This window comes from Polynucleobacter sp. P1-05-14 (assembly GCF_018881675.1).
GTDB lineage: Bacteria > Pseudomonadota > Gammaproteobacteria > Burkholderiales > Burkholderiaceae > Polynucleobacter.
Genome location: NZ_JACVPV010000001.1, coordinates 34765 through 56101 on the forward strand (window position 1 = coordinate 34765; position 21337 = coordinate 56101).

The following is a 21337-nucleotide window of genomic DNA, read 5'->3' on the forward strand; positions in this document are numbered from 1 at the left end:
TTATGACATCCAAAAAATTAAAACCACCTAAGGTGGACCGATCCTCTATTGTTGTGAAGTCTTCGCCGATTCATGGAAAAGGGGTCTTTGTTGCTAAGCCCATTAAAAAGGGTCAAGCAATCATTGAATATAAAGGCGAGCGCATTAGTTGGAAGCTTGCTGAGAAGCGCCACCCACATGACCCCAAAGACCCCAATCACACCTTTTACTTTTCCTTAGAAGATGGCCGTGTGATTGATGCGAAATATGGCGGGAATGCTGCGCGCTGGATCAATCATTCATGTAAGCCAATTTGCGAAACTCGGGAAGATAGTTTTGATGGTGAGCCCCGCGTGTTTATTTATGCAAAGCGCGCCCTTAAGGTTGGTGAAGAGTTGTTTTATGACTACTCACTTGATATTGAGGGCAAAATTACCAAGCAAATGAAAAAAGATTACGAGTGCCGTTGTGGTGCAAAAAAATGCCGTGGCACTATGCTTGCAACCAAAGATAAGTAAAAACAATTTAATGTTGTTTGTAACAATCCAAGAATTAGAGGCTGCCATCAATTACTGGCGCAGCCAGTCCCCATCAGAGGGTGATGAGTTGCGGCTCTGCCCTGAAGCTTCGGCCCTCGCCAAACCATATGCGTTAATGATTGTGCAGGGCGCCCAAAGGGTTCCGGTTGACGTCTTAGACGAATTGGCCCGTTCAGCAATTCAGGAATTTCAAAAACTTTCCTAAAATTTTTTTAGCGTTGCCACTTTAATTGTTTAGGGTTATTGCTATATAAACCCAAGCCATCTTCGGGTATTCTCGTATTCTTGCTCCCAAGTAGGGGGTAGAGGGTATGACATTGCAAGAAACAATATTAAAAACAATTGGACTGGGGAAATCCTTCAAGGGATTTTCCGCGGTCACCGATGTGAACCTAGATGTCGCTCGGGGAACCATTCACGCTTTAATTGGGCCCAATGGAGCCGGTAAAACAACTTGCTTCAATTTGCTGACTAAATTTTTAGAGCCCAGCAGCGGACAAATCTTATTCAACGGTTTTGACATTACTAAAGAGGCCCCCGCACAAATTGCGAGACGGGGCATTATTCGCTCTTTTCAGATTTCTGCAGTTTTTCCACATTTAACGGTTATTGAAAATGTTCGTGTTGCACTGCAGCGAGAATTGGGTACCGAGTTTCACTTCTGGAAGTCTGGAAATTCCTTGAATGTGCTTAACGAGCGCGCACTAGAGCTGCTTCATGAGGTTGGCTTAGAAGATTTTGCCAACGAGGAAACTCTCAACCTAGCTTATGGCCGTAAAAGGGCGCTTGAAATTGCAACAACTTTAGCTATGGAGCCAGAGTTAATGCTTTTGGATGAGCCCACCCAGGGAATGGGCCACGAAGATGTTGAGCGTGTAACAGAGTTGATTGATCGAGTGGCCAAGGGCCGTACTATTCTGATGGTTGAACACAATATGAAGGTGGTTTCTTCAATTGCAGATCGTATTACCGTTTTACAGCGTGGATCCGTGCTGGCTGAGGGTTCTTATCATGAGGTTTCAAAAAACCCATTGGTTGTTGAGGCTTATATGGGTAGCCACGGGGGAGATAACTCATGAGCACCATGGCGCTAGAGGTTAAAAATTTAGAGTCTTGGTATGGCGAATCCCATATTTTGCATGGCGTGAATTTTGCTGTGCGTGATGGTGAGGTGGTTACTTTACTTGGACGAAATGGCGCCGGTCGAAGCACCATTCTGAAGACCATCCTAGGATTAACTAGCAAAAGAGCTGGTTCTGTAGAGGTGTATGGGGCGGAAACCATCTTCATGCCCACTTATAGGATTGCTCGTCTGGGGGTTGGTTTTTGCCCAGAAGAAAGAGGCATTTTTGCTAGTTTGAGTACAGAGGAAAACCTTTTGCTATTACCGGAGATTGCTCCTGGCGGCATGGGTTTGGATGAGATTTATGAAATGTTTCCAAATCTCTATGAAAGAAGAAATAGCCCTGGCACCCGCCTATCTGGTGGTGAGCAGCAAATGCTAGCGATGGCGCGAATTCTGAGAACCGGCGCAAAGCTATTGTTATTGGATGAGATTACTGAGGGGTTGGCGCCCGTGATTGTGCAAAAGCTTGGTGAAGTTGTTACCAGTTTGCGCAACAAAGGTTTCACGATTGTGTTGGTTGAGCAAAACTTTCGTTTTGCTGCACCCTTGGCTGATCGTCATTATGTTGTTGAGCATGGAAATGTGGTTGAGGTAGTGCAACAAAGCGAGCTTGCCGAAAAAGCAACCTTATTAAATGAGTATCTTGGTGTTTAGTGGATTTCTATAGGAGACGGTAATGAAGTTAAAGCAAATAACCGCGTGTCTGGTTGCGGCGACTATGTTTGGTACAAACCCAGCGTTTGCACAAAGTGGATCTAAGGTAAGTGGCGATGTTGTAAAGATTGGTGTATTAACCGACCTTTCATCAACCTACTCTGATTTGGCTGGCCCTGGTGCGGTAATTGCCGCAAAGATGGCGATTGCCGACTTTTCCAAAGACGGCACTGTAATTGGCAAGAAGATTGAGCTCGTAAGCGCTGACCACCAGAACAAAGCCGACATTGCTGCTAACAAAGCACGCGAATGGTACGACAAAGATGGTGTGGATGTAATTGTTGAATTGGTTTCAACCAACGTTGCCTTAGCTGTGATGGAAGTCGCAGAGCAAAAGAACAAGATTACTTTGGTTTCTGGCGCAGGCTCTTTAACCATTACCAATGAAAAATGCACGCCAAACAATGTGCATTGGGCTTATGACACCTATGCGCTGTCAAACGGCACAGGTAAAGCAGTTGTAAAACAGGGTAAAAAGAATTGGTACTTTATTACTGCCGACTATGCTTTCGGCGCTGCTCTTGAGAAAGATGCGACAGCTGTTGTGACTGCTAATGGCGGTAAAGTTTTGGGTACCAGCAAACACCCTTTCCCTAATAGCGATTTCTCTTCATACCTTTTAAAGGCGCAAGCTAGTGGTGCAGATGTAGTTGCTTTGGCAAATGCTGGTCAAGATACTATCAACACCGTTAAGCAAGCCTCCGAGTTTGGTATCAACAAAAAACAAACCGTTGTTCCTTTATTGATGTTTATCTCAGACGTGCATTCTTTGGGCCTACCTGCCGCACAAGGCATGTACCTTACAGAAGGCTTCTATTGGGACAAGGATGACAAGACCCGCGCGTTCTCCAAACGTTTTATCTTGCAACACAAGCGTATGCCAACCATGGTTCAAGCCGGTGTTTACTCATCCGTTCTTGCTTATTTGAATGCGGTTCAAAAAGCTGGTACAGACGATACGCAGGCTGTAATGAAGGCGCTTAAATCAACCAACATCGATGACGGCCTCTTCAAAGGCAAGATTCGTGCGGATGGCAAGTTTGAGCATGACATGTATTTGTTGGAAGTGAAGAAACCTGCTGACTCTAAGAGCCCGTGGGATTATTACAATGTGCGCGCGACGATCCCTGCTGCTGAAGCAACTTTGCCGCTTTCGCAATCGAAGTGCAAGTTAGTTAATAAGTAAGAAATTTAGAAATCAAGAATGTTTGAACTTCTCGGAATTACCCCTCAAGGGCTGGTAGCCCAGCTCTTGGTGGGGCTTATTAATGGCTCGTTCTACGCCATATTGAGTTTGGGATTGGCCATTATTTTTGGCCTTCTCAACATCATTAATTTTGCACATGGTGCTCAGTACACTATGGGCGCTTTTATTGCCTGGATTGGTTTAACCCAGATTAGCCAATGGCTTGGCTTTCCTGACCTATCTATTAATTATTGGTTTGCTCTTGTTGTTGTGCCATTGGTTTTGGCGGGATTTGGCTTAATTTTGGAGCGCACGATGTTGCGCCGCCTGTACCACCTTGACCACCTATATGGTTTGTTGTTGACTTTTGGTTTGGCTCTCATTATTGAGGGCATGTTCCGTCATTGGTACGGCATCTCTGGAGAGAGCTATCCAGCCCCAGAGATACTGCAGGGGGCAATCCCCCTTGAGTCTCTTGGCATCATCTTGCCGAAGTATCGCATCTGGGTTGTGGTCATTTCTATGACGGTATGTTTCTCAACCTGGTATGTGATTGAGAGAACAAAGTTGGGTGCCTATTTGCGCGCTGGAACCGAAAACCCTAAATTACTACAAGCCTTTGGTATCAATGTCCCGCTGATGATTTCTTTGGCCTACGCCTATGGCGTTGGTCTAGCAGGTTTTGCTGGTGTATTAGCAGCCCCCATTTTCCAGGTGAACCCGTTGATGGGTTCCAACCTCATCATTGTTGTGTTTGCGGTGGTGGTGATTGGTGGTATGGGCTCGATTATGGGTGCCATCCTTACTGGTTTGGGCTTGGGTCTGGTTGAGGGCCTGACTAAGGTCTTTTATCCAGAGGCCTCCGGCGTTGTGATTTTTGTGATCATGGCAATTGTTCTTTTGATTCGCCCTGCTGGACTGTTTGGGCGGGAGAAATAAGCATGAGTCCAAAAACAAAATTGCTTTACGGCATCTTGGTTTTAATTGCCCTGTTATTGCCCTTCCAAGATTTTATTTATCTCGTGTTTGCAATGAAGGTGTTGTGCTTCGCCCTTTTTGCATGCGCATTCAATTTGCTTTTGGGTTTTACCGGGCTTCTATCTTTTGGTCATGCAGCATTTTTTGGAACTGCTGCTTACATTACCGCCTACTTCTGCAAAGAAGCGGGCCTCTCCCCTGAGTTAGGAATTCTGTTGGGCGTTGTTGGCTCTGGTGTTTTGGGATTCTTAATTGGATCGTTGGCCATTCGCAGACAAGGCATTTACTTTGCGATGGTGACTTTGGCTCTTTCGCAAATGGTTTACTTTTTAGCTGTTCAGCTTCCATTTACGGGTGGCGAAGATGGAATACAGGGTGTCCCCCGCGGCATGTTATTTGGCTTGATTGACCTAAAGGACGATGTTGCGATGTATTACTTTGTTTTGGCGGTTTTCTTATTTGGTTTTGCCGTCATCATGCGTACAGTGCACTCTCCGTTTGGTCAGGTTCTTAAGGCAATTCGCGAGAATGAGCCCCGCGCTATTTCCCTGGGCTATGACGTTGATCGTTTTAAGTTGATGTCTTTTGTGATCTCGGCCGCATTATCTGGCTTGGCTGGTTCCATGAAATCTTTGGTATTCCAGTTGGCAACACTGACCGATGTTCATTGGCATATGTCTGGCGAGGTTGTGTTGATGACCTTGCTTGGTGGTATGGGAACCATTCTGGGCCCAGTGGTTGGCGCGGGAATTGTCGTTGGCCTGCAAAATTATCTTGCCAATATTGGCTCATGGAGCACAATTGCAACAGGCTTCATTTTTGTCATTTGTGTTTTAGCATTCCGTCGAGGCGTTGTTGGCGAGATTGCTGCGCACTATAAAAACAAAAACTGAGTTTTTGTTTTTCCTTTTATTATTTGATTTTTAGTGCGGCGCTTTCGCCGCACTCATTCAATTAAAAGAGACTCTCATCGAATTTTCAATTTTCATATGGCCACTGCTTTTGGCAATGGCTTTCTTTGCTGGTCTGGTTGATGCCGTAGCCGGAGGTGGTGGCTTGATTCAGGTGCCCGCCCTGTTTGCTGCTTACCCCAATGTTCCGCCCGCAACTTTGCTAGCGACGAATAAGGTTGCTGCGGTTGGTGGGACCTTTAATGCTGCGCGTAAATTTTTGCGCCATGTTTCTTTACCTTGGGCAATTGTTTTACCAGCAATTGTTGCGGGTTTTGTAGGCTCTCTTTTGGGTGCAAATGCAGTGAGCAATTTTCCAGCCGAGCCTTTGCGCAAAGCGTTGCCATTTGTTTTGTTGTTCCTGCTTCTGTACACCTGGTTTCAACCTTCGCTTGGAGAGGCGCATGCGCCGAAAATTCTTGGGCGTTTTCAACAGCTCAAGGGTGTAGTCCTTGGTTTAACAATTGGTTTTTATGACGGCTTCTTTGGTCCTGGTACCGGCAGTTTTTTGTTGTTTGGTTTCGTGCGCTTTTTTGGTTTTGATTTTCTTCATGCGTCTGCGGCAACGAAATTGGTAAATGTGGCAACCAATCTGGCAGCTATTTTGATGTTGGCTAGCCTCGGTCAAATTAACTGGCCTCTCGGGTTTGCAATGATGGTTGCTAATATAGCTGGCAGTCAGTTTGGTAGTCGATTGGCAATTAAGCATGGTAGCGCCTTTGTCAGAAAGGCCTTTTTGGTCATTGTTAGTGTGCTGATATTGAAGTCAGCCTGGAATGCTTATTTCATTAATTAAATCAATTACTTAGAAATCTGCCTATTGTTTTTCTAGGAATTTTTAATCTTTTGTTTCACGTGAAACAAACAAAATGCTATGATCATCGCCCTATCTGAGGCAAATCATGCGTTATTCCAAAAGTTTCGATGTCATTGTGGTTGGAGGCGGTCACGCTGGGACTGAGGCCGCGCTTGCTTCGGCGCGTATGGGGTGCGACACCCTATTAATTACCCATAGCATTGAAAACTTGGGCGCCATGAGCTGCAATCCTTCCATCGGCGGGATTGGTAAGGGCCATCTAGTAAAAGAAATTGATGCCATGGGCGGCGCTATGGCTGCGGCTACTGATGAAGCCGGCATTCAGTTCCGCATTCTAAATTCTAGTAAGGGCCCTGCTGTTCGGGCTACTCGTGCTCAAGGGGACCGAGTTCTGTATAAGGCCACCATTCGGCGCCGTCTAGAAAATCAACCTAATTTAACCCTCTTCCAGGCCGCAGTTGATGACTTATTAGTTAAGGGCGATGAGGTTCAGGGTGTGGTTACTCAAATGGGCCTAGAGTTTGCTGCAAAGAAAGTTGTTCTTACGGCGGGCACCTTTTTGGATGGAAAGATCCATGTAGGCTTAAATAACTACGCCGGTGGGCGTGCGGGTGATCCTGCAGCAGTTTCCTTATCGGCTAGATTAAAGGAATTGAAGCTTCCTCAGGGAAGATTGAAGACTGGTACTCCACCTCGCATTGATGGCCGAACAATCGACTTTTCAGTCATGCTTGAGCAGCCTGGGGACTTGGATCCAGTGCCGGTATTTTCTTATTTGGGGCGTCCAGAGCAGCACCCCAAGCAGGTTCCTTGCTGGATTTCTCATACAAACGAAAAGACTCACGATATTATTCGGGGCGGTTTAGATCGTTCACCGATGTATACCGGTGTGATTGAGGGGGTTGGTCCCCGCTACTGCCCCTCTATTGAGGACAAGATTCATCGCTTTGCCTCTAGAAATAGTCATCAGATCTTCTTGGAGCCAGAAGGCCTCACAACCAATGAGTTTTATCCCAATGGGATTTCTACCAGCTTACCTTTTGATGTTCAGTGGGACTTAGTCCGCAGTATTCGGGGTATGGAGTCTGCGGTGATTGTCCGCCCTGGCTACGCAATTGAATATGACTTCTTTGATCCACGCCAATTACGCCATAGCCTTGAGACCAGGGCTATTGGCGGGCTTTACTTTGCTGGCCAGATTAATGGCACCACTGGCTATGAAGAGGCTGCAGCGCAAGGCATGTTGGCTGGAATTAACGCTGGCTTAGCGGCCAAAGGAAAAGAGCCATGGTTGCCCAAGCGCAGCGAGTCCTATATTGGTGTCTTGGTTGATGACCTGATTACCCGCGGAGTCCAGGAGCCATATCGCATGTTTACAAGCCGAGCAGAATATCGCTTGAGCTTGCGTGAAGATAATGCAGATATGCGCTTAACCACAATTGGGCGCGAGCTTGGTTTGGTGGATGATTATCGTTGGGCAGTTTTTTGCAGAAAACAAGAGGCTGTTTCACGTGAAACATCTCGTTTGCAAGATATTTGGGTTGGCCCAAAACACGAGGCCGCACCCCTAGTTTCTCAGTTGCTAGGTCAAGGCCTGTCTCATGAATGCAACTTAACGGAGTTATTGAGGCGCCCAGGGGTTACTTATGAAGCAATTACTGCTTTGGGCAATGGAATGTGGGCTCCAGCAACTCTAGACGAAGATCTTGGCTTGGCTGCTCAAATTAGCGATCAGGTAGAAATCTCAGTTAAATACCAGGGTTACATCGATCGTCAGGCGACTGAAATCGCTCGTCAAGAACACAATGAATCATTCCCCTTACCGGAATCACTCGATTACTCTCAGGTTGTTGGCTTATCTAAGGAGGTTCAGCAAAAACTGAATTTGCATAAACCCGAAACATTAGGTCAGGCCGGCCGCATTTCAGGGGTCACGCCTGCCGCCCTTTCACTTTTATTGGTGCACCTTAAAAAAGGCTTGGGCCGTACTCAAGAAACCCATGAGTGAGGGTTTGCTTGCTTTGGGAATTGAGGATCTTGGGCTGGAGTTAAGTCCAAGCAATATCGCTGATTTAGAGCTGTTTTTGCAAGAAATGGGACGCTGGAATCGGGTTCATAACCTCACAGCAATCGAAGGCGAGAAAGACTCCATTCGACTCCATCTTATTGATTCTATTGCAGTTTTACCGGTATTGCGGCAGTTTTTAAGGGGTCCCTCACCTAAAATTGCCGACCTTGGTTCTGGGGGTGGGCTGCCGGCGATTCCTATTGCCATTGTTCAGCCGGAGTGGCAGCTTTCACTGATTGAAGCCATCCGCAAGAAGACGGCATTTCTGCAGCATGTGCGCGGAAAACTGAAACTGAAAAACATTGAGGTGCTCTGCGAGAGAGTGGAAGATGCTGCAATGCAACAACCAGCACAATTTGATGCAGTCATTTCTCGGGCATTTACTAATCTTGCACGTTTTTTGGAGTTGTCATTGCCATTCTTAAAATCCGATGGCCTGGTGTTTGCAATGAAGGCCAAGCGCGCTGATGACGAAATGAAAGATGTTTCCATGGACTATTGGCGTTTAGTTGCCGACGAGCCCCTTCATATCCCTAATTTAGCGGTGGAGCGACGCCTTTTGGTGTTGGCCCCCGTGAGAAAATCCACCCTCACCTCTTAAGTAAACCCAAAAGTAGCCATGGCAAAAATTTTCTGTATTGCAAATCAAAAAGGTGGTGTTGGTAAGACCACTACCGCTGTTAATTTGGCAGCGGGTTTAGCGGGGCTAGAACAGCGCGTTTTGTTGGTGGACCTTGATCCCCAAGGCAATGCCACTATGGGCTCGGGGGTAGAAAAAGCAGACTTAAACGCAAGCGTATATCAGGTGTTAATTGGTATGACGTCAGTTAAAGAGTGTGTGCAGCGTTGCGAAAGCTCCGGGTACGACGTATTGCCGGCTAATCGTGATTTAGCGGGCGCTGAAATTGAATTGGTAGATTTGGATTTACGCGAAGCACGTTTGAAAGATGCGCTTGCTCAAGTGGCGAACGATTACGACTTTATTTTGATTGATTGTCCGCCTGCTTTATCTTTGCTTACGCTCAACGGATTGTGTGCAGCAAATGGTGTGATCGTGCCAATGCAATGTGAATACTTTGCATTGGAAGGATTGTCTGATTTGGTAAACACCATCAAACAAGTGCATGCAAATTTGAATCCCGACTTAGTCATCATCGGTTTATTGCGCGTCATGTTTGATCCACGCATGACTTTGCAACAACAAGTTTCCGATCAGCTTCTTGAGCACTTCGGCGACAAAGTATTTAAGACCATTATTCCGCGTAATGTGCGTCTTGCTGAAGCCCCGTCTTACGGGCTTCCTGGGGTGGCTTTCGATAAATCATCGCGTGGCGCAAAGGCCTATTTAGAGTTTGGTGCCGAGATGGTTGAGCGCATCAAGCACATGTAATTTTCAGAAAGAACAATAAAGATCATGGTTGCTATTAAGAAAAAAGGTTTGGGTAGAGGTCTTGAAGCTTTGCTTGGAGAAAAGACACAACAAGCAAACCCTTCTACCGAAATCAATCGTTTGCCATTAACTGCTTTGCAGGCTGGCAAATATCAACCGCGTCAAAAAATGGAAGCTGGGGCATTACAAGAGTTGGCAGAAAGCATTTGTGAGCAAGGGGTGATGCAGCCCCTATTGGTTCGCCTGGTAGCCCCTGGTAAGTACGAAATTATTGCGGGCGAAAGACGTTTTCGTGCGGCAACTATTGCAGGCTTAAAAGAAGTTCCAGTTTTAGTTTCTGACGCTGATGATCAGGCTGCGGCAGCAATGGCCTTAGTGGAAAACATGCAGCGAGAGGATTTGAATCCTCTCGAAGAGTCACAAGGTTTAGCAAGGTTGATTGAAGAGTTTGGTTTTACTCATGAGCAGGCTGCCAAGGCTGTAGGTAAGTCTCGCAGCGCCATCACTAATCTACTGCGCCTTGCTCAGTTAGCTAAGCCTGTGCAAGCTATGCTGTTGGCTGGCGATATAGATATGGGTCATGCACGTGCACTTTTACCTCTTCCAGGTTCAAGCCAAGTGGCCTTAGCCCAGAGAATCTCCGCTCAGGGCCTATCGGTTCGCGAGGCAGAGCGCATGACTGCTGCTTTGGTGATTGCAGGTGGTCAGATTGGTGACAAAAAGTCTAAAAATAAGCCTGGGAATAAGTCCCCGAGTGCGGACCCAGACATGCAGCGTTTAACGCAGGAAATAGCCGACTTAATCGGATTAAGCACCGAATTTAAGCTTAAAGGTAGAGGCGGAGAGCTCAGAATTCGCTTTAGTCAATTTGATGAGCTTGATTCCTTATTAAAAAAGTTGGGTATTGGTTTTGAATAAAGTGCGCCCTATTAAAGCTGTTGAATGGAACGATCAAGATGAGGATTCATTCAAGGCCCTCAGCAAGACTGAGATGGATGCATTGCGAAAAGTAAAGCCCAAAAGCTTTACTTCTATCAATGGATGGCGGGTTGTTGCGAGTCAGGTGGTGCTTACCCTGATTATTGCTAGTTTTAGTTATTTTTTTTCTGAATCGGCAGAAAGAGTCGTTTATACTTACTCGGCTTTAGTGGGTGGCTTGATTGGGTTTTTGCCCTCCGCCTTGTTTTTGGTGCGCTTAGAGGCCGCGAAAAAGAATGTAAAATCGAGCCCTGGTGGATATTTAGCAGCAGTGGTTTCTGGCGAATTTTTAAAAATCCTAGCAACCATTCTCCTGTTTATTGGCTTTGCCCTAAAGCAACCTGATTTGAAATGGATTCCATTGCTTGTCACCTATTTAGCTACGCTTAAGTGTTATTTGTTAGCGTGGTTTTGGAGGTAACAAGTGGTAAATATAGATAAGGACAAGTTCAGAGATGTCTAGCGAAGTCAACGCAGCAGCAGAGGTAGCCCATCATGTGGCTAGCGAACCGCTTACACCTACTGCTTATATTGCTGAGCACTTACAAAACCTGAATAACATTGGCGGGGCACAAACCTCTGTCATTGATTTCAGTGTTATTAACTTAGATACTATCTTTTGGACCTCTTTAATGGGGTTGATCACCGTTTTTCTCTTGGTTCTTGCTGCTCGCAGAGCATCCCCTGGAGTTCCAGGACGCTTTCAGTGTTTAGTGGAAATGCTGGTTGAGATGGTTGATAACCAAACTAAGAGTATTGTTCATGGCGACCGCACTTTCATTGCACCGCTAGCGCTATTCGTTTTTTGCTGGATCATTCTCCTAAATACTTTGGATTTAGTGCCAGTAGATTGGATCTTTGGCGTAAATCAATTTATTGGCAGTTTTGGCGTTCACGTTCCGCACCACAAGATCGTACCTACTACCGATCTAAATGCCACTTTCGGCTTATCGTTCTCAGTTCTACTACTAGTGTTCTTCTATAGCTTCAAAGTTAAGGGCCTAGGCGGATTTTTGCACGAGTTGGTTTCTGCACCTTTCGGCGCAAAGTGGTACTTGGCACCTTTCAACTTGGTTTTAAACATTATCGAATACATTGCTAAGGGCGTTTCCTTGGGGATGCGACTTTTCGGAAATATGTACGCAGGTGAGCTACTCTTTTTGCTCATCGCCCTCTTGGGAAGTATGTGGACCTTTAACTTAGATTTGTACATGCTTGGCTTTGTTGGTAACGTTATTGCTGGCTCAGCTTGGGCGATATTCCACATCTTAGTTATTTTGTTACAAGCATTTATTTTCATGATGTTGACCTTGGTTTACATTGGGCAAGCCCATAGTCACCATTAACTTTTTTATTTTTAACCTCACCTTCAATACTTAGGAGTAAACATGCAAGCATTCTTAGCCAACATTCAAGGACTAACCGCTATCGGTATTGGCCTCATCATCGGCCTCGGCGCATTAGGAGCCTGTTTGGGCATTGGCCTAATGGGTGGTAAGTTCATTGAGGGCGCCGCCCGTCAACCAGAATTGATCAATGAACTACAAACCAAAATGTTCCTTTTGGCTGGTTTGATCGACGCTGCGTTCTTGATCGGCGTTGGTGTTGCAATGTTGTTTGCTTTCGCAAACCCACTGCTCGCAGTTATTAAGTAATTGTTCTGGCGTGGATGACCAACGGGTCATCCAACTGTTCTCAACAATACTGAAAGGAATATCGTGAATCTGAACGCGACCATATTCGCGCAAATGATCGTTTTCTTCGTCTTATGGTGGGTTGTTGCACGCTTCGTGTGGCCTCCGCTGGTTAAGGCGTTAGATGAGCGTTCAAGCAAAATTGCTGATGGATTAGCCTCTGCCGAGCGTGGTAAAGAAGCGCTCGCATTGGCAAGCAATGAAGCTGAGCAAGAATTAACTAAAGCACGCCAAGAAGGTGTTCAACGCGTTGCCGAAGCTGAAAAACGTGCACAAATGTCAGCCGAAGAAATTCGTGCTAACGCACAAGCTGAAGCCGCTCGAATCATTTCTCAAGCCCAACAAGATGCAGCCCAGCAAGTTACTCGTGCCCGCGAGGTTCTGCGTGCTGAAGTGGCTGTTCTCGCTGTTAAAGGTGCCGAGCAAATTTTGCGTCGCGAAGTTGATGCAAAAGCGCATGGCCAATTACTTGACCAACTAAAGGCAGAACTTTGATATGGCTGAATTAGCCACTATTGCACGTCCTTACGCTGAAGCACTTTTTCAAAGCGCCAAGCCTGCTGAGCTCGCTGGATGTTTGGAGCAATTAAACGAATTGGCACAGCTTGCTGCTTTGCCAGAAATTGCTGCCCTATCAAACAACCCAAAAGTATCCGCTGATGATTTAAGCAAGCTACTTTCTGGCATGGTGAAAACCAAGCTCGACCCTAAGGTTGCTAGCTTTTTGAATCTTGTGAATCAAAACCACCGCTTAGCAGCCGTTCCTGAAATTGCCCATCAATTTGAAGCAATGAAGAACAAAAGCGAAGGCGCTGCAGAAGTAAATATTACTAGCGCATTCCCTTTAGAGGGATCTGCGTTAAATGATTTGTTGTCAAGTTTGAAGAAGCGCTTTGGGGGTAAAGAATTGCGCCCAACTATTCAGGTTGACCCAACATTGATTGGCGGAGTTCGCATTCAAGTTGGCGATGAAGTAATGGATAGTTCAGTTAAGGCTCAGTTAGCTCAAATGCAAGCAAGTCTTGGCGCATAAGTGATCCCTATTAAGAACATACGAAATAAGACCCAGGAGTAAGTAATGCAACTCAACCCTTCCGAGATCAGCGAGCTGATCAAAAGCCGAATTAGCGAATTGGGCGTTGACTCCCAAGTTCGCAACGAAGGCACTGTAATTTCAGTGACCGACGGTATTTGCCGCGTACATGGCTTGTCAGGCGTTATGCAGGGCGAAATGTTGGAGTTTCCTAACAACACTATCGGCCTTGCATTAAACCTTGAGCGTGATTCTGTTGGTGCCGTAGTGTTGGGTGAATACACCCACATTAAAGAAGGCGACCCAGTGAAATGTACGGGTCGCATTTTGGAGGTTCCAGTTGGCCCAGAGTTGCTTGGTCGCGTTGTAAATGCGCTCGGTCAGCCAATTGATGGCAAAGGCCCAATCAATACTAAGTTAACTGACTTTATCGAAAAAGTTGCTCCAGGCGTTATCGCACGTCAATCCGTTAGCCAGCCAGTACAAACTGGTTTAAAGGCGATTGATGCGATGGTTCCAATTGGCCGCGGTCAGCGTGAGTTGATCATTGGCGACCGTCAAACTGGTAAAACTGCCGTTGCGGTTGACGCGATCATTAACCAAAAAGGTAAAGGTGTTTATTGCGTTTACGTGGCGATCGGTCAAAAAGCTTCAACTATTGCTAACGTTGTTCGTAAGCTCACAGAATTGGGCGCGATGGAGTACACCGTTGTTGTTGCAGCGAGTGCGTCTGAGTCTGCAGCGATGCAGTACCTCTCTGCTTATGCAGGCTGCACCATGGGCGAATACTTCCGCGATCGCGGCGAAGACGCTTTGATTGTTTACGATGACTTAACTAAGCAAGCAGTTGCTTATCGTCAAATTTCCTTATTGCTCCGTCGCCCACCAGGCCGCGAAGCTTATCCTGGCGATGTTTTCTACCTCCACTCACGCTTACTCGAGCGCGCTGCACGTGTAAATGCTGAGTATGTTGAGAAGTTTACGAATGGTGCCGTAAAAGGTAAGACTGGTTCATTGACTGCATTGCCAATCATCGAAACTCAAGCTGGCGACGTTTCTGCATTCGTTCCAACTAACGTAATTTCGATTACTGACGGTCAGATCTTCTTGGAAACTGACTTGTTCAACGCTGGTGTACGTCCTGCGATTAACGCCGGTATTTCTGTTTCCCGCGTTGGTGGTGCTGCACAAACTAAAGTGATTAAGAAGTTATCTGGCGGTATTCGTACCGACTTGGCGCAATATCGTGAATTGGCAGCGTTTGCTCAGTTCGCATCTGACCTTGACGAAGCAACCCGCAAGCAGCTCGAGCGCGGTCGTCGCGTTACGGAATTGTGTAAGCAAGCTCAGTACAAGCCACTCCAAGTCTGGGAAATGGCCGCTTCACTTTATGCTGTTAATAACGGCTACTTCGATGATCTCGAGGTAAAGAACGTATTGCCATTCGAAAAAGGCTTGCAAGATCATTTGAAATCTAAATTCGCTGACTTAGTTGCGCGTATTGAAGAAACCAAGGATTTGAGTAAAGATGACGAAGCTGCATTGCGCGCTGCTATTGAGGATTACAAGCGTTCTGCCTCTTTCTAAGAGGGCTCGCATAAATCATGGCAAGCACAAAAGAGATACGATCTAAGATCAAGAGCGTGCAAAACACGCGCAAGATCACGAAGGCAATGGAAATGGTCGCCGCATCCAAGATGCGTCGCGCCCAAGAGCGCATGCGTAATGCGCGTCCATACGCTGAAAAAATTCGTGAGATTGTTGCCAATCTATCAAAAGCTAATCCTGAGTTCCGCCCTGCTTACATGGCAACTCGTGAGGTGAAGAAAGTTGGCACGATTTTGGTTACTACAGACAAAGGCCTGTGCGGTGGTTTAAATACCAACGTCTTGCGTTTGATTGCTAACCAAGTGCGCGATTTGCAAGAAAAAAATGTTGAGATTGCGTACACCGCAATTGGTTCAAAAGGTTTGCAATTTTTGAATCGCTCAAAAGCAAAATTGATTTCTCAAACAATCCAAATTGGTGACACACCACATATGGATGTTTTGATTGGTGCAATTGTTGCCCAATTAGAAGCGTTTGAGCGTGGCGAGATTGATGCTGTTTATTTGGCATATACCCGCTTTGTAAATGCAATGAAACAAGAGCCTGTTTTAGAAAAACTCTTGCCTTTGGAGCCAGAAGCTTTGACTCCACAAGAGAAAACAGGCAATTCTTGGGATTACATCTACGAACCTGATGCAGAGTCTATTTTGAATGGCCTGCTTAAGCGTTACGTTGAAGCAATGATTTATCAGGCAGTTGCTGAAAACATGGCTTCTGAGCAGTCTGCACGTATGGTCTCTATGAAGGCCGCTTCAGATAATGCGAAGAACGTAATCGGCGAATTGCAATTGGAATACAACAAAACACGACAGGCTGCTATTACTAAAGAGTTGTCAGAAATTGTTGGCGGAGCGGCTGCGGTTTAAGCGGTCAGCGTTTAGGAATACGAAAGAATTCAGGAATTAAAAGCGGAGAAATGCGATGAGTAACGGAAATATCGTGCAATGTATCGGTCCAGTGGTGGACATTCAGTTCCCACGCGACAAAATGCCAAACATCTATGATGCGTTGACATTAGTTGATAGCGGTGAAAAATCATTTGCTGAAAAAGGTTTGACCTTTGAAGTTCAGCAACAAATCGGTGACGGCGTAGTTCGCGCGATTGCCATGGGCGCCAGCGATGGCTTGCGTCGTGGTATGGAAGTGAAGTCTACTGGTGGCCCAATTTCTGTGCCTGTTGGCCCAGCAACTTTAGGCCGCATCATGGACGTTCTAGGACGCCCAATCGATGACGCAGGTCCGATTGCTACTGAAGAGCGTCGCGCTATTCACCAGCCAGCACCTAAGTTTGATGAGCTCTCTCCTTCCGTTGACTTGTTAGAGACGGGTATTAAGGTTATTGACTTAGTTTGCCCGTTTGCTAAAGGCGGTAAGGTAGGCTTGTTCGGTGGTGCGGGTGTTGGTAAGACCGTGAACATGATGGAATTGATTAACAACATCGCTAAGCAACACTCAGGTTTATCAGTGTTTGCCGGTGTTGGTGAGCGTACTCGTGAAGGTAATGACTTCTACCACGAGATGAAAGAATCTAACGTTATCGACAAAGTGGCGATGGTGTTTGGTCAGATGAACGAGCCACCTGGCAACCGTTTGCGCGTTGCGTTAACTGGTTTGACAATGGCTGAAGCGTTCCGTGACGAAGGCCGTGACATTTTGTTCTTCGTTGACAATATTTATCGTTACACATTGGCCGGTACCGAAGTTTCTGCATTGCTCGGTCGTATGCCTTCCGCTGTGGGTTACCAACCTACATTGGCTGAAGAGATGGGTAAATTGCAAGAGCGTATTACTTCTACCAAGACTGGTTCCGTTACCTCTATTCAGGCCGTTTACGTTCCTGCGGATGACTTGACCGATCCATCACCAGCTACAACCTTCTTGCACCTAGACTCCACAGTTGTGTTGTCGCGTGATATCGCTGCATTGGGTATTTACCCAGCGGTTGATCCATTGGATTCAACCAGCCGTCAGCTCGACCCACAAGTGGTTGGTCAAGAGCACTATGAAGTAGCTCGCGAAGTACAGATGACATTGCAGCGCTATAAAGAGTTGCGCGACATTATTGCAATTCTAGGTATGGACGAGTTGTCACCAGAAGATAAGTTGTCAGTATCACGTGCTCGTAAGATTCAACGTTTCTTGTCCCAGCCTTTCCACGTTGCTGAAGTGTTTACTGGTTCACCAGGCAAATACGTTCCATTGAAAGAAACTATCCGTGGTTTCAAAATGATCTGCAGCGGCGAATTGGATCACTTGCCTGAGCAAGCGTTCTATATGGTGGGTTCAATTGATGAAGCCATCGAGAAAGCCAAGAAGCTTTAATCTAGGGAAATTATGTCAACCATACGCGTCGATGTAGTAAGTGCTGAGCAGTCTATTTTCAGTGGGGAAGCTAAGTTTGTTGCGCTTCCTGGCGAAAGTGGTGAGCTCGGCATTTTGCGCGGCCACACTCCTTTGATTACACGCATTCGTCCAGGCTCAGTTCGCATTGAAAAAGCCGATGGTGATGAAGAGTTTGTTTTCGTAGCAGGTGGCTATTTAGAAGTTCAGCCAGATCGCGTCACCGTTTTAGCCGATACCGCTATTCGCGGACATGATCTTGATGAAGCTAAAGCTGTTGAAGCTAAGAAACGTGCTGAAGAAGCAATGCAAAACCGTGGCACTGACTTTGACTTGGCTTTGGCCCAATCTGAGTTTGCAATGGCGGCAGCACAGCTAGCTGCAATTGCTCGTTTCCGTCGTAAAAAGTAATAGACGGTCATCTCCTTGTTGTTAAATGATCGGTTTTTAAAGGCCTGCCTGGGCGAAGCGGTTGATCAAACACCGCTTTGGCTCATGCGTCAAGCCGGCCGATACCTCCCCGAGTACAACGCTACTCGGGCCAGAGCTGGAAGTTTTTTAGGGCTCGCAAAAAATCCTGCTTACGCTACAGAAGTAACTCTTCAGCCTTTAGATCGCTATCCGTTGGATGCGGCGATTTTGTTCTCCGATATTTTGACCATTCCTGATGCCATGGGATTGGGTTTGAAATTTACCGCGGGCGAAGGCCCTAGTTTTGAACATCCCCTGCGCACTGAAGAGGCGGTTAAGAAATTGCGCATAGCTGATATGGATCAGTTGAAATATGTATTTGATGCGGTTTCAGAAATTCGGAAAGCATTGATACAGGATGGCAAACAGCGTGTGCCATTGATTGGCTTCTCCGGAAGCCCTTGGACATTAGCTTGTTACATGATTGATGGTTCAAGCGCTGATGATTTTCGTCATGCCAAAACGATGATGTTTAGCCGCCCTGATTTGATGCAGCATATCTTAGATATCAATGCGCAATCTGTTGCTGCTTATCTAATCGAGCAAGTAAAAGCAGGTGCGCAAGCACTGATGATCTTTGATACCTGGGGCGGAATGCTTCCAGATGGCTGGTATCAAAAAATGTCTCTGGCTTCAATGCAAAAAGTGATTTCTTTATTGCCACGCGAACATGAAGGCAGAAAAATTCCAGTAATCATGTTTACCAAAGGCGGTGGGATTTGGTTGAGCGATATGGCGCAAGTTGGTGCTGATGTTATTGCCATTGATTGGACAATGTCACTGAGTCGCGCACGCAAACAATTGCTGGCTCTGAACAAGCCACTGGCATTGCAAGGTAATTTAGACCCGCTTATTCTGTTCTCAGAGCCAAAACAAATTGCGCAGGAAGCAAACCTTTTGCTTGAAGATTTGGCGAGCGCTCCAGCCCTTAAACCCGGCTTACACCCTTTAGACGGACACGTCTTTAATCTAGGGCATGGGATTTCTCAGTTTACCCCTCCTGAAAGCGTTACGGCTCTCGCTGAAGCGGTCATTGAGCGCTCAAGGGCTCTCAGGGCAAAGTCGTAACACTGAGTGATTGCTAACTTTCGGTTAGGATTTTTAGCGAAAGTTATGCACAGATAACGGGAAAATTCGAAATTCAGTGAGATTGTGAATAATGATGAAAATTCACTTTCGAATACCTTTCCAAGTTATTGATTTATATAAATAATTACTAAAAAGCTGTAAAAGGGTGCAGAATCTGAAAGCTGATAAATTAGCTTATAAATCAGAATTCTCGGATGATATCCACAGACTTATCCACAAGCAAACTAGAGATTTGAAGTAAATCATGCCTCCCCCAATCATTGTCCAAGTTGTTGTTGATAAGCCCCTTGCACAGGGCTTTGACTACTTGTGGGACAAAGAGGCATTAGGGGGCGCCCCACAAGTGGGGGCAATAGTTGAGGTTCCCTTTGGGCGTAGCTCGCTGGTGGGATTGATAATTAAAGTAAGCGTTCACTCAGACTATGAACTTGATAAATTAAAAGGGGTAAGCAAGCTTGCACCCCTTCCCCCCTTGGACCCCGCAATATTGAGGTTAATGAACTTTGCCAGTCAGTATTACATTCATGCATTAGGCGAGACCATTATTCCCACCATTCCCCAGATGTGGAAAAAGCCTGATGACTGGGAAAAGATCCCCAAGAAATTAGCGGCAGATGAAGAAAAGCAAAAGAAAAAAAAGAAGCTTGAAGCTGTAGAGGGTTTTGTTGATGAGATCCATCTGAACGATGGCCAAAAACTAGCCTTAGAAAAATTGCGCACCATTACTTCAGGTGAATTCAAAGCAATACTGCTGCAAGGACAAACTGGTAGCGGAAAGACGGCTGTATTTTTAAATTGGTTAAGCGGCATTTTGGAAGATGCAAGCGCACAGGCGTTGCTCTTAGTGCCTGAAATTAATTTAACGCCACAGTTGGAGCGCAGAGTGCGTGCATATTTTCCAGATAAAAAAATGGTCGTGCTTCACAGTGGCGTTAGTGAAAAAGTCAGAGGCATTGCTTGGCATGATGCGATGACTGGTAAAGCCCAAATTATTTTGGGAACAAGATTGGCTGTATTAACTCCCCTACCTAATCTGCGTGCGATTGTTGTTGATGAAGAGCATGACCCATCCTATAAGCAACAAGATGGTATTCGTTACTCTGCAAGGGATCTTGCGATATGGCGTGCCCACGATCTTAAGATTCCGATCTTATTGGCTTCCGCTACACCATCTCTTGAGACTTGGATGGCTGCAAGGGCTAACCGTTATGAATATATTCGTCTGGATCAACGCGCACAAGGCGCAAGCTTGCCAAGAGTGCATCTGATCAACACACGCGATCCACAAACGCAATTTAGTCCGGGCGATATAGAGAAGCCAAAATCCAAAAGCTTGATTACTAAAACTCTTGCTAATGCGGTCAGTCAGAATCTTGAAAATAAGCAGCAAAGCCTAATACTCATCAATCGGCGAGGCTATGCCCCCGTTCTTAGCTGCGGCGCTTGCTCATGGCTCTCAAGATGCGAGCAATGTAGCTCCTATATGGTGCTGCATAAAGCAGGAGCATTAGGCAGGAAGTCAGTTTTAAGTTGCCACCACTGCGGCTTGGTTAAATCAATTCCAAGTCATTGTCCCGATTGCGGTAATGCCGACTTGAAGACCCTGGGACAAGGAACTCAAAAGATTGAAGATGCTATTGAGGAGATGTGGCCGGCTGCAAGAGTGCTGCGAGTCGATACAGACTCCAGCAGGAAGAGTAAGGGCGCCGAAGAGCTCTTTCAGGAAATTCACGAAGGTAATGTCGATATCGTTGTTGGGACCCAGATGATTGCCAAGGGGCACGATTACCAAAATATTGGCTTAGTTGCTGTGCTGGATGCAGATAGTAGATTGTTCTCTCAAGACTTTAGGGCGGCAGAGCGATTATTTGACCAGTTAGTTCAGGTTGCAGGGCGGGCTGGGCGATCCAATAAGGATGGTGAAGCAGGTGGTGCTATTTATATTGAAACGCAGTTTCCGGAGTCTGCAGTTTTTCAGTTTTTACTGCACCATGACGTAGATGGGTTTTTAAGCTTTACGGCCAATGAAAGAAAAGAGGCTGGCTTGCCGCCTTTTGCCTACCAGGCCCTTATCTATGCTGAGGCTAAAAGTTTAGATAAAGCAATTCAGTTTTTGAGTAGCCTGAAGGGATATTTAAAGTCTCGGGGCCATATAAATAAGGACCTCAGAGTCTATGATCCGGTCCCCAAGGCAATGATGCGTGTAGCGGGCTCGGAACGCGCCCAACTTCTGGTGGAGTCTGATGATCGTAAAAACCTGCAAGAAATATTAGAGGCAACGGATCTTTATTTGCGAGAGCGCTCCCAGGGACGCATTAGTAAAGAAGGGCGCATTCGATGGTTAATTGAACGCGACCCCATTTCAATCTAATTGATT

23 protein-coding genes are annotated in these 21337 nt (G+C 46.2%); all 23 read left to right on the plus strand.

Going from position 1 to position 21337, the window contains the following annotated elements; genetic code table 11:
• The first annotated feature begins 2 nt into the window (after nucleotides 1-2).
• The 23 genes from ICN37_RS00165 to priA all read left to right on the plus strand — a co-directional run bounded on the left by ICN37_RS00165 (nucleotide 3) and on the right by priA (nucleotide 21331).
• Nucleotides 3-497: an SET domain-containing protein gene (locus ICN37_RS00165; RefSeq protein WP_215321244.1), complete on the plus strand. Its 495-nt coding sequence runs from the start codon at nucleotides 3-5 to the stop codon at nucleotides 495-497.
• 10 nt (nucleotides 498-507) lie between these two features.
• Nucleotides 508-723 (plus strand): DUF3717 domain-containing protein, encoded by a 216-nt coding sequence (locus tag ICN37_RS00170; protein WP_215321245.1) that lies wholly within the window; start codon nucleotides 508-510, stop codon nucleotides 721-723.
• Between the two features lie 106 nt (nucleotides 724-829).
• Entirely contained in the window at nucleotides 830-1597 is a 768-nt protein-coding gene (locus ICN37_RS00175; protein WP_216154276.1) for an ABC transporter ATP-binding protein, read from the plus strand.
• The gene (locus ICN37_RS00180; RefSeq protein WP_216154277.1) at nucleotides 1594-2298 is read left to right on the plus strand and encodes an ABC transporter ATP-binding protein; all 705 of its coding nucleotides are present in this window, start codon (nucleotides 1594-1596) and stop codon (nucleotides 2296-2298) included. Before ICN37_RS00175 ends, ICN37_RS00180 begins: the two co-directional genes overlap by 4 nt.
• Nucleotides 2299-2320: 22 nt before the next feature.
• Nucleotides 2321-3544 carry an ABC transporter substrate-binding protein gene (locus tag ICN37_RS00185; RefSeq protein ID WP_215321248.1) on the plus strand — a complete coding sequence of 408 codons (1224 nt, stop codon included), beginning with the start codon at nucleotides 2321-2323 and terminating at the stop codon, nucleotides 3542-3544.
• Between the two features lie 18 nt (nucleotides 3545-3562).
• Nucleotides 3563-4483, plus strand: coding sequence for a branched-chain amino acid ABC transporter permease (locus tag ICN37_RS00190; RefSeq protein ID WP_216154278.1), 921 nt, complete (start codon nucleotides 3563-3565; stop codon nucleotides 4481-4483).
• Between the two features lie 2 nt (nucleotides 4484-4485).
• Nucleotides 4486-5415: a branched-chain amino acid ABC transporter permease gene (locus ICN37_RS00195; RefSeq protein ID WP_215321250.1), complete on the plus strand. Its 930-nt coding sequence runs from the start codon at nucleotides 4486-4488 to the stop codon at nucleotides 5413-5415.
• 115 nt (nucleotides 5416-5530) lie between these two features.
• Nucleotides 5531-6268, plus strand: a complete 738-nt coding sequence (locus ICN37_RS00200) for a TSUP family transporter (protein WP_216154279.1) — start codon at nucleotides 5531-5533, stop codon at nucleotides 6266-6268.
• A 106-nt stretch (nucleotides 6269-6374) separates the two neighbouring features.
• A complete protein-coding gene (mnmG, locus tag ICN37_RS00205; protein ID WP_216154280.1) occupies nucleotides 6375-8297 on the plus strand; it encodes a tRNA uridine-5-carboxymethylaminomethyl(34) synthesis enzyme MnmG in 1923 nt (640 codons plus the stop codon).
• Complete coding sequence (gene rsmG / locus ICN37_RS00210) at nucleotides 8290-8958, plus strand: 16S rRNA (guanine(527)-N(7))-methyltransferase RsmG (RefSeq protein ID WP_216154281.1); 669 nt, start codon at nucleotides 8290-8292, stop codon at nucleotides 8956-8958. Before mnmG ends, rsmG begins: the two co-directional genes overlap by 8 nt.
• Nucleotides 8959-8976: 18 nt before the next feature.
• Nucleotides 8977-9747: a ParA family protein gene (locus ICN37_RS00215; protein WP_216154282.1), complete on the plus strand. Its 771-nt coding sequence runs from the start codon at nucleotides 8977-8979 to the stop codon at nucleotides 9745-9747.
• A 24-nt stretch (nucleotides 9748-9771) separates the two neighbouring features.
• Nucleotides 9772-10665 (plus strand): ParB/RepB/Spo0J family partition protein, encoded by an 894-nt coding sequence (locus tag ICN37_RS00220; protein WP_216154283.1) that lies wholly within the window; start codon nucleotides 9772-9774, stop codon nucleotides 10663-10665.
• Nucleotides 10652-11146: an ATP synthase subunit I gene (locus tag ICN37_RS00225; protein ID WP_216154284.1), complete on the plus strand. Its 495-nt coding sequence runs from the start codon at nucleotides 10652-10654 to the stop codon at nucleotides 11144-11146. The genes ICN37_RS00220 and ICN37_RS00225 overlap by 14 nt, the downstream gene beginning before the upstream one ends.
• Nucleotides 11147-11180: 34 nt before the next feature.
• Nucleotides 11181-12071: a F0F1 ATP synthase subunit A gene (gene atpB / locus ICN37_RS00230; RefSeq protein WP_216154285.1), complete on the plus strand. Its 891-nt coding sequence runs from the start codon at nucleotides 11181-11183 to the stop codon at nucleotides 12069-12071.
• A 42-nt stretch (nucleotides 12072-12113) separates the two neighbouring features.
• Nucleotides 12114-12380 (plus strand): F0F1 ATP synthase subunit C, encoded by a 267-nt coding sequence (gene atpE, locus ICN37_RS00235; protein WP_028818346.1) that lies wholly within the window; start codon nucleotides 12114-12116, stop codon nucleotides 12378-12380.
• Between the two features lie 63 nt (nucleotides 12381-12443).
• Nucleotides 12444-12914 (plus strand): F0F1 ATP synthase subunit B, encoded by a 471-nt coding sequence (locus tag ICN37_RS00240; protein WP_216154286.1) that lies wholly within the window; start codon nucleotides 12444-12446, stop codon nucleotides 12912-12914.
• Between the two features lies 1 nt (nucleotide 12915).
• On the plus strand, nucleotides 12916-13452 hold the full coding sequence (locus tag ICN37_RS00245; protein ID WP_216154287.1) for a F0F1 ATP synthase subunit delta: 537 nt from the start codon (nucleotides 12916-12918) through the stop codon (nucleotides 13450-13452).
• Nucleotides 13453-13497: 45 nt separating this feature from the next.
• The gene (gene atpA, locus ICN37_RS00250; RefSeq protein ID WP_072582050.1) at nucleotides 13498-15039 is read left to right on the plus strand and encodes a F0F1 ATP synthase subunit alpha; all 1542 of its coding nucleotides are present in this window, start codon (nucleotides 13498-13500) and stop codon (nucleotides 15037-15039) included.
• Between the two features lie 17 nt (nucleotides 15040-15056).
• The gene (gene atpG, locus ICN37_RS00255; RefSeq protein ID WP_216154288.1) at nucleotides 15057-15926 is read left to right on the plus strand and encodes a F0F1 ATP synthase subunit gamma; all 870 of its coding nucleotides are present in this window, start codon (nucleotides 15057-15059) and stop codon (nucleotides 15924-15926) included.
• A 55-nt stretch (nucleotides 15927-15981) separates the two neighbouring features.
• Nucleotides 15982-17382, plus strand: a complete 1401-nt coding sequence (gene atpD / locus ICN37_RS00260; protein ID WP_072582052.1) for a F0F1 ATP synthase subunit beta — start codon at nucleotides 15982-15984, stop codon at nucleotides 17380-17382.
• Nucleotides 17383-17394: 12 nt separating this feature from the next.
• Nucleotides 17395-17811 (plus strand): F0F1 ATP synthase subunit epsilon, encoded by a 417-nt coding sequence (locus ICN37_RS00265; RefSeq protein WP_216154289.1) that lies wholly within the window; start codon nucleotides 17395-17397, stop codon nucleotides 17809-17811.
• 9 nt (nucleotides 17812-17820) lie between these two features.
• Nucleotides 17821-18939: a uroporphyrinogen decarboxylase gene (hemE, locus tag ICN37_RS00270; protein WP_216154468.1), complete on the plus strand. Its 1119-nt coding sequence runs from the start codon at nucleotides 17821-17823 to the stop codon at nucleotides 18937-18939.
• 265 nt (nucleotides 18940-19204) lie between these two features.
• Complete coding sequence (gene priA, locus ICN37_RS00275) at nucleotides 19205-21331, plus strand: primosomal protein N' (protein WP_216154290.1); 2127 nt, start codon at nucleotides 19205-19207, stop codon at nucleotides 21329-21331.
• Nucleotides 21332-21337: the final 6 nt, after the last annotated feature.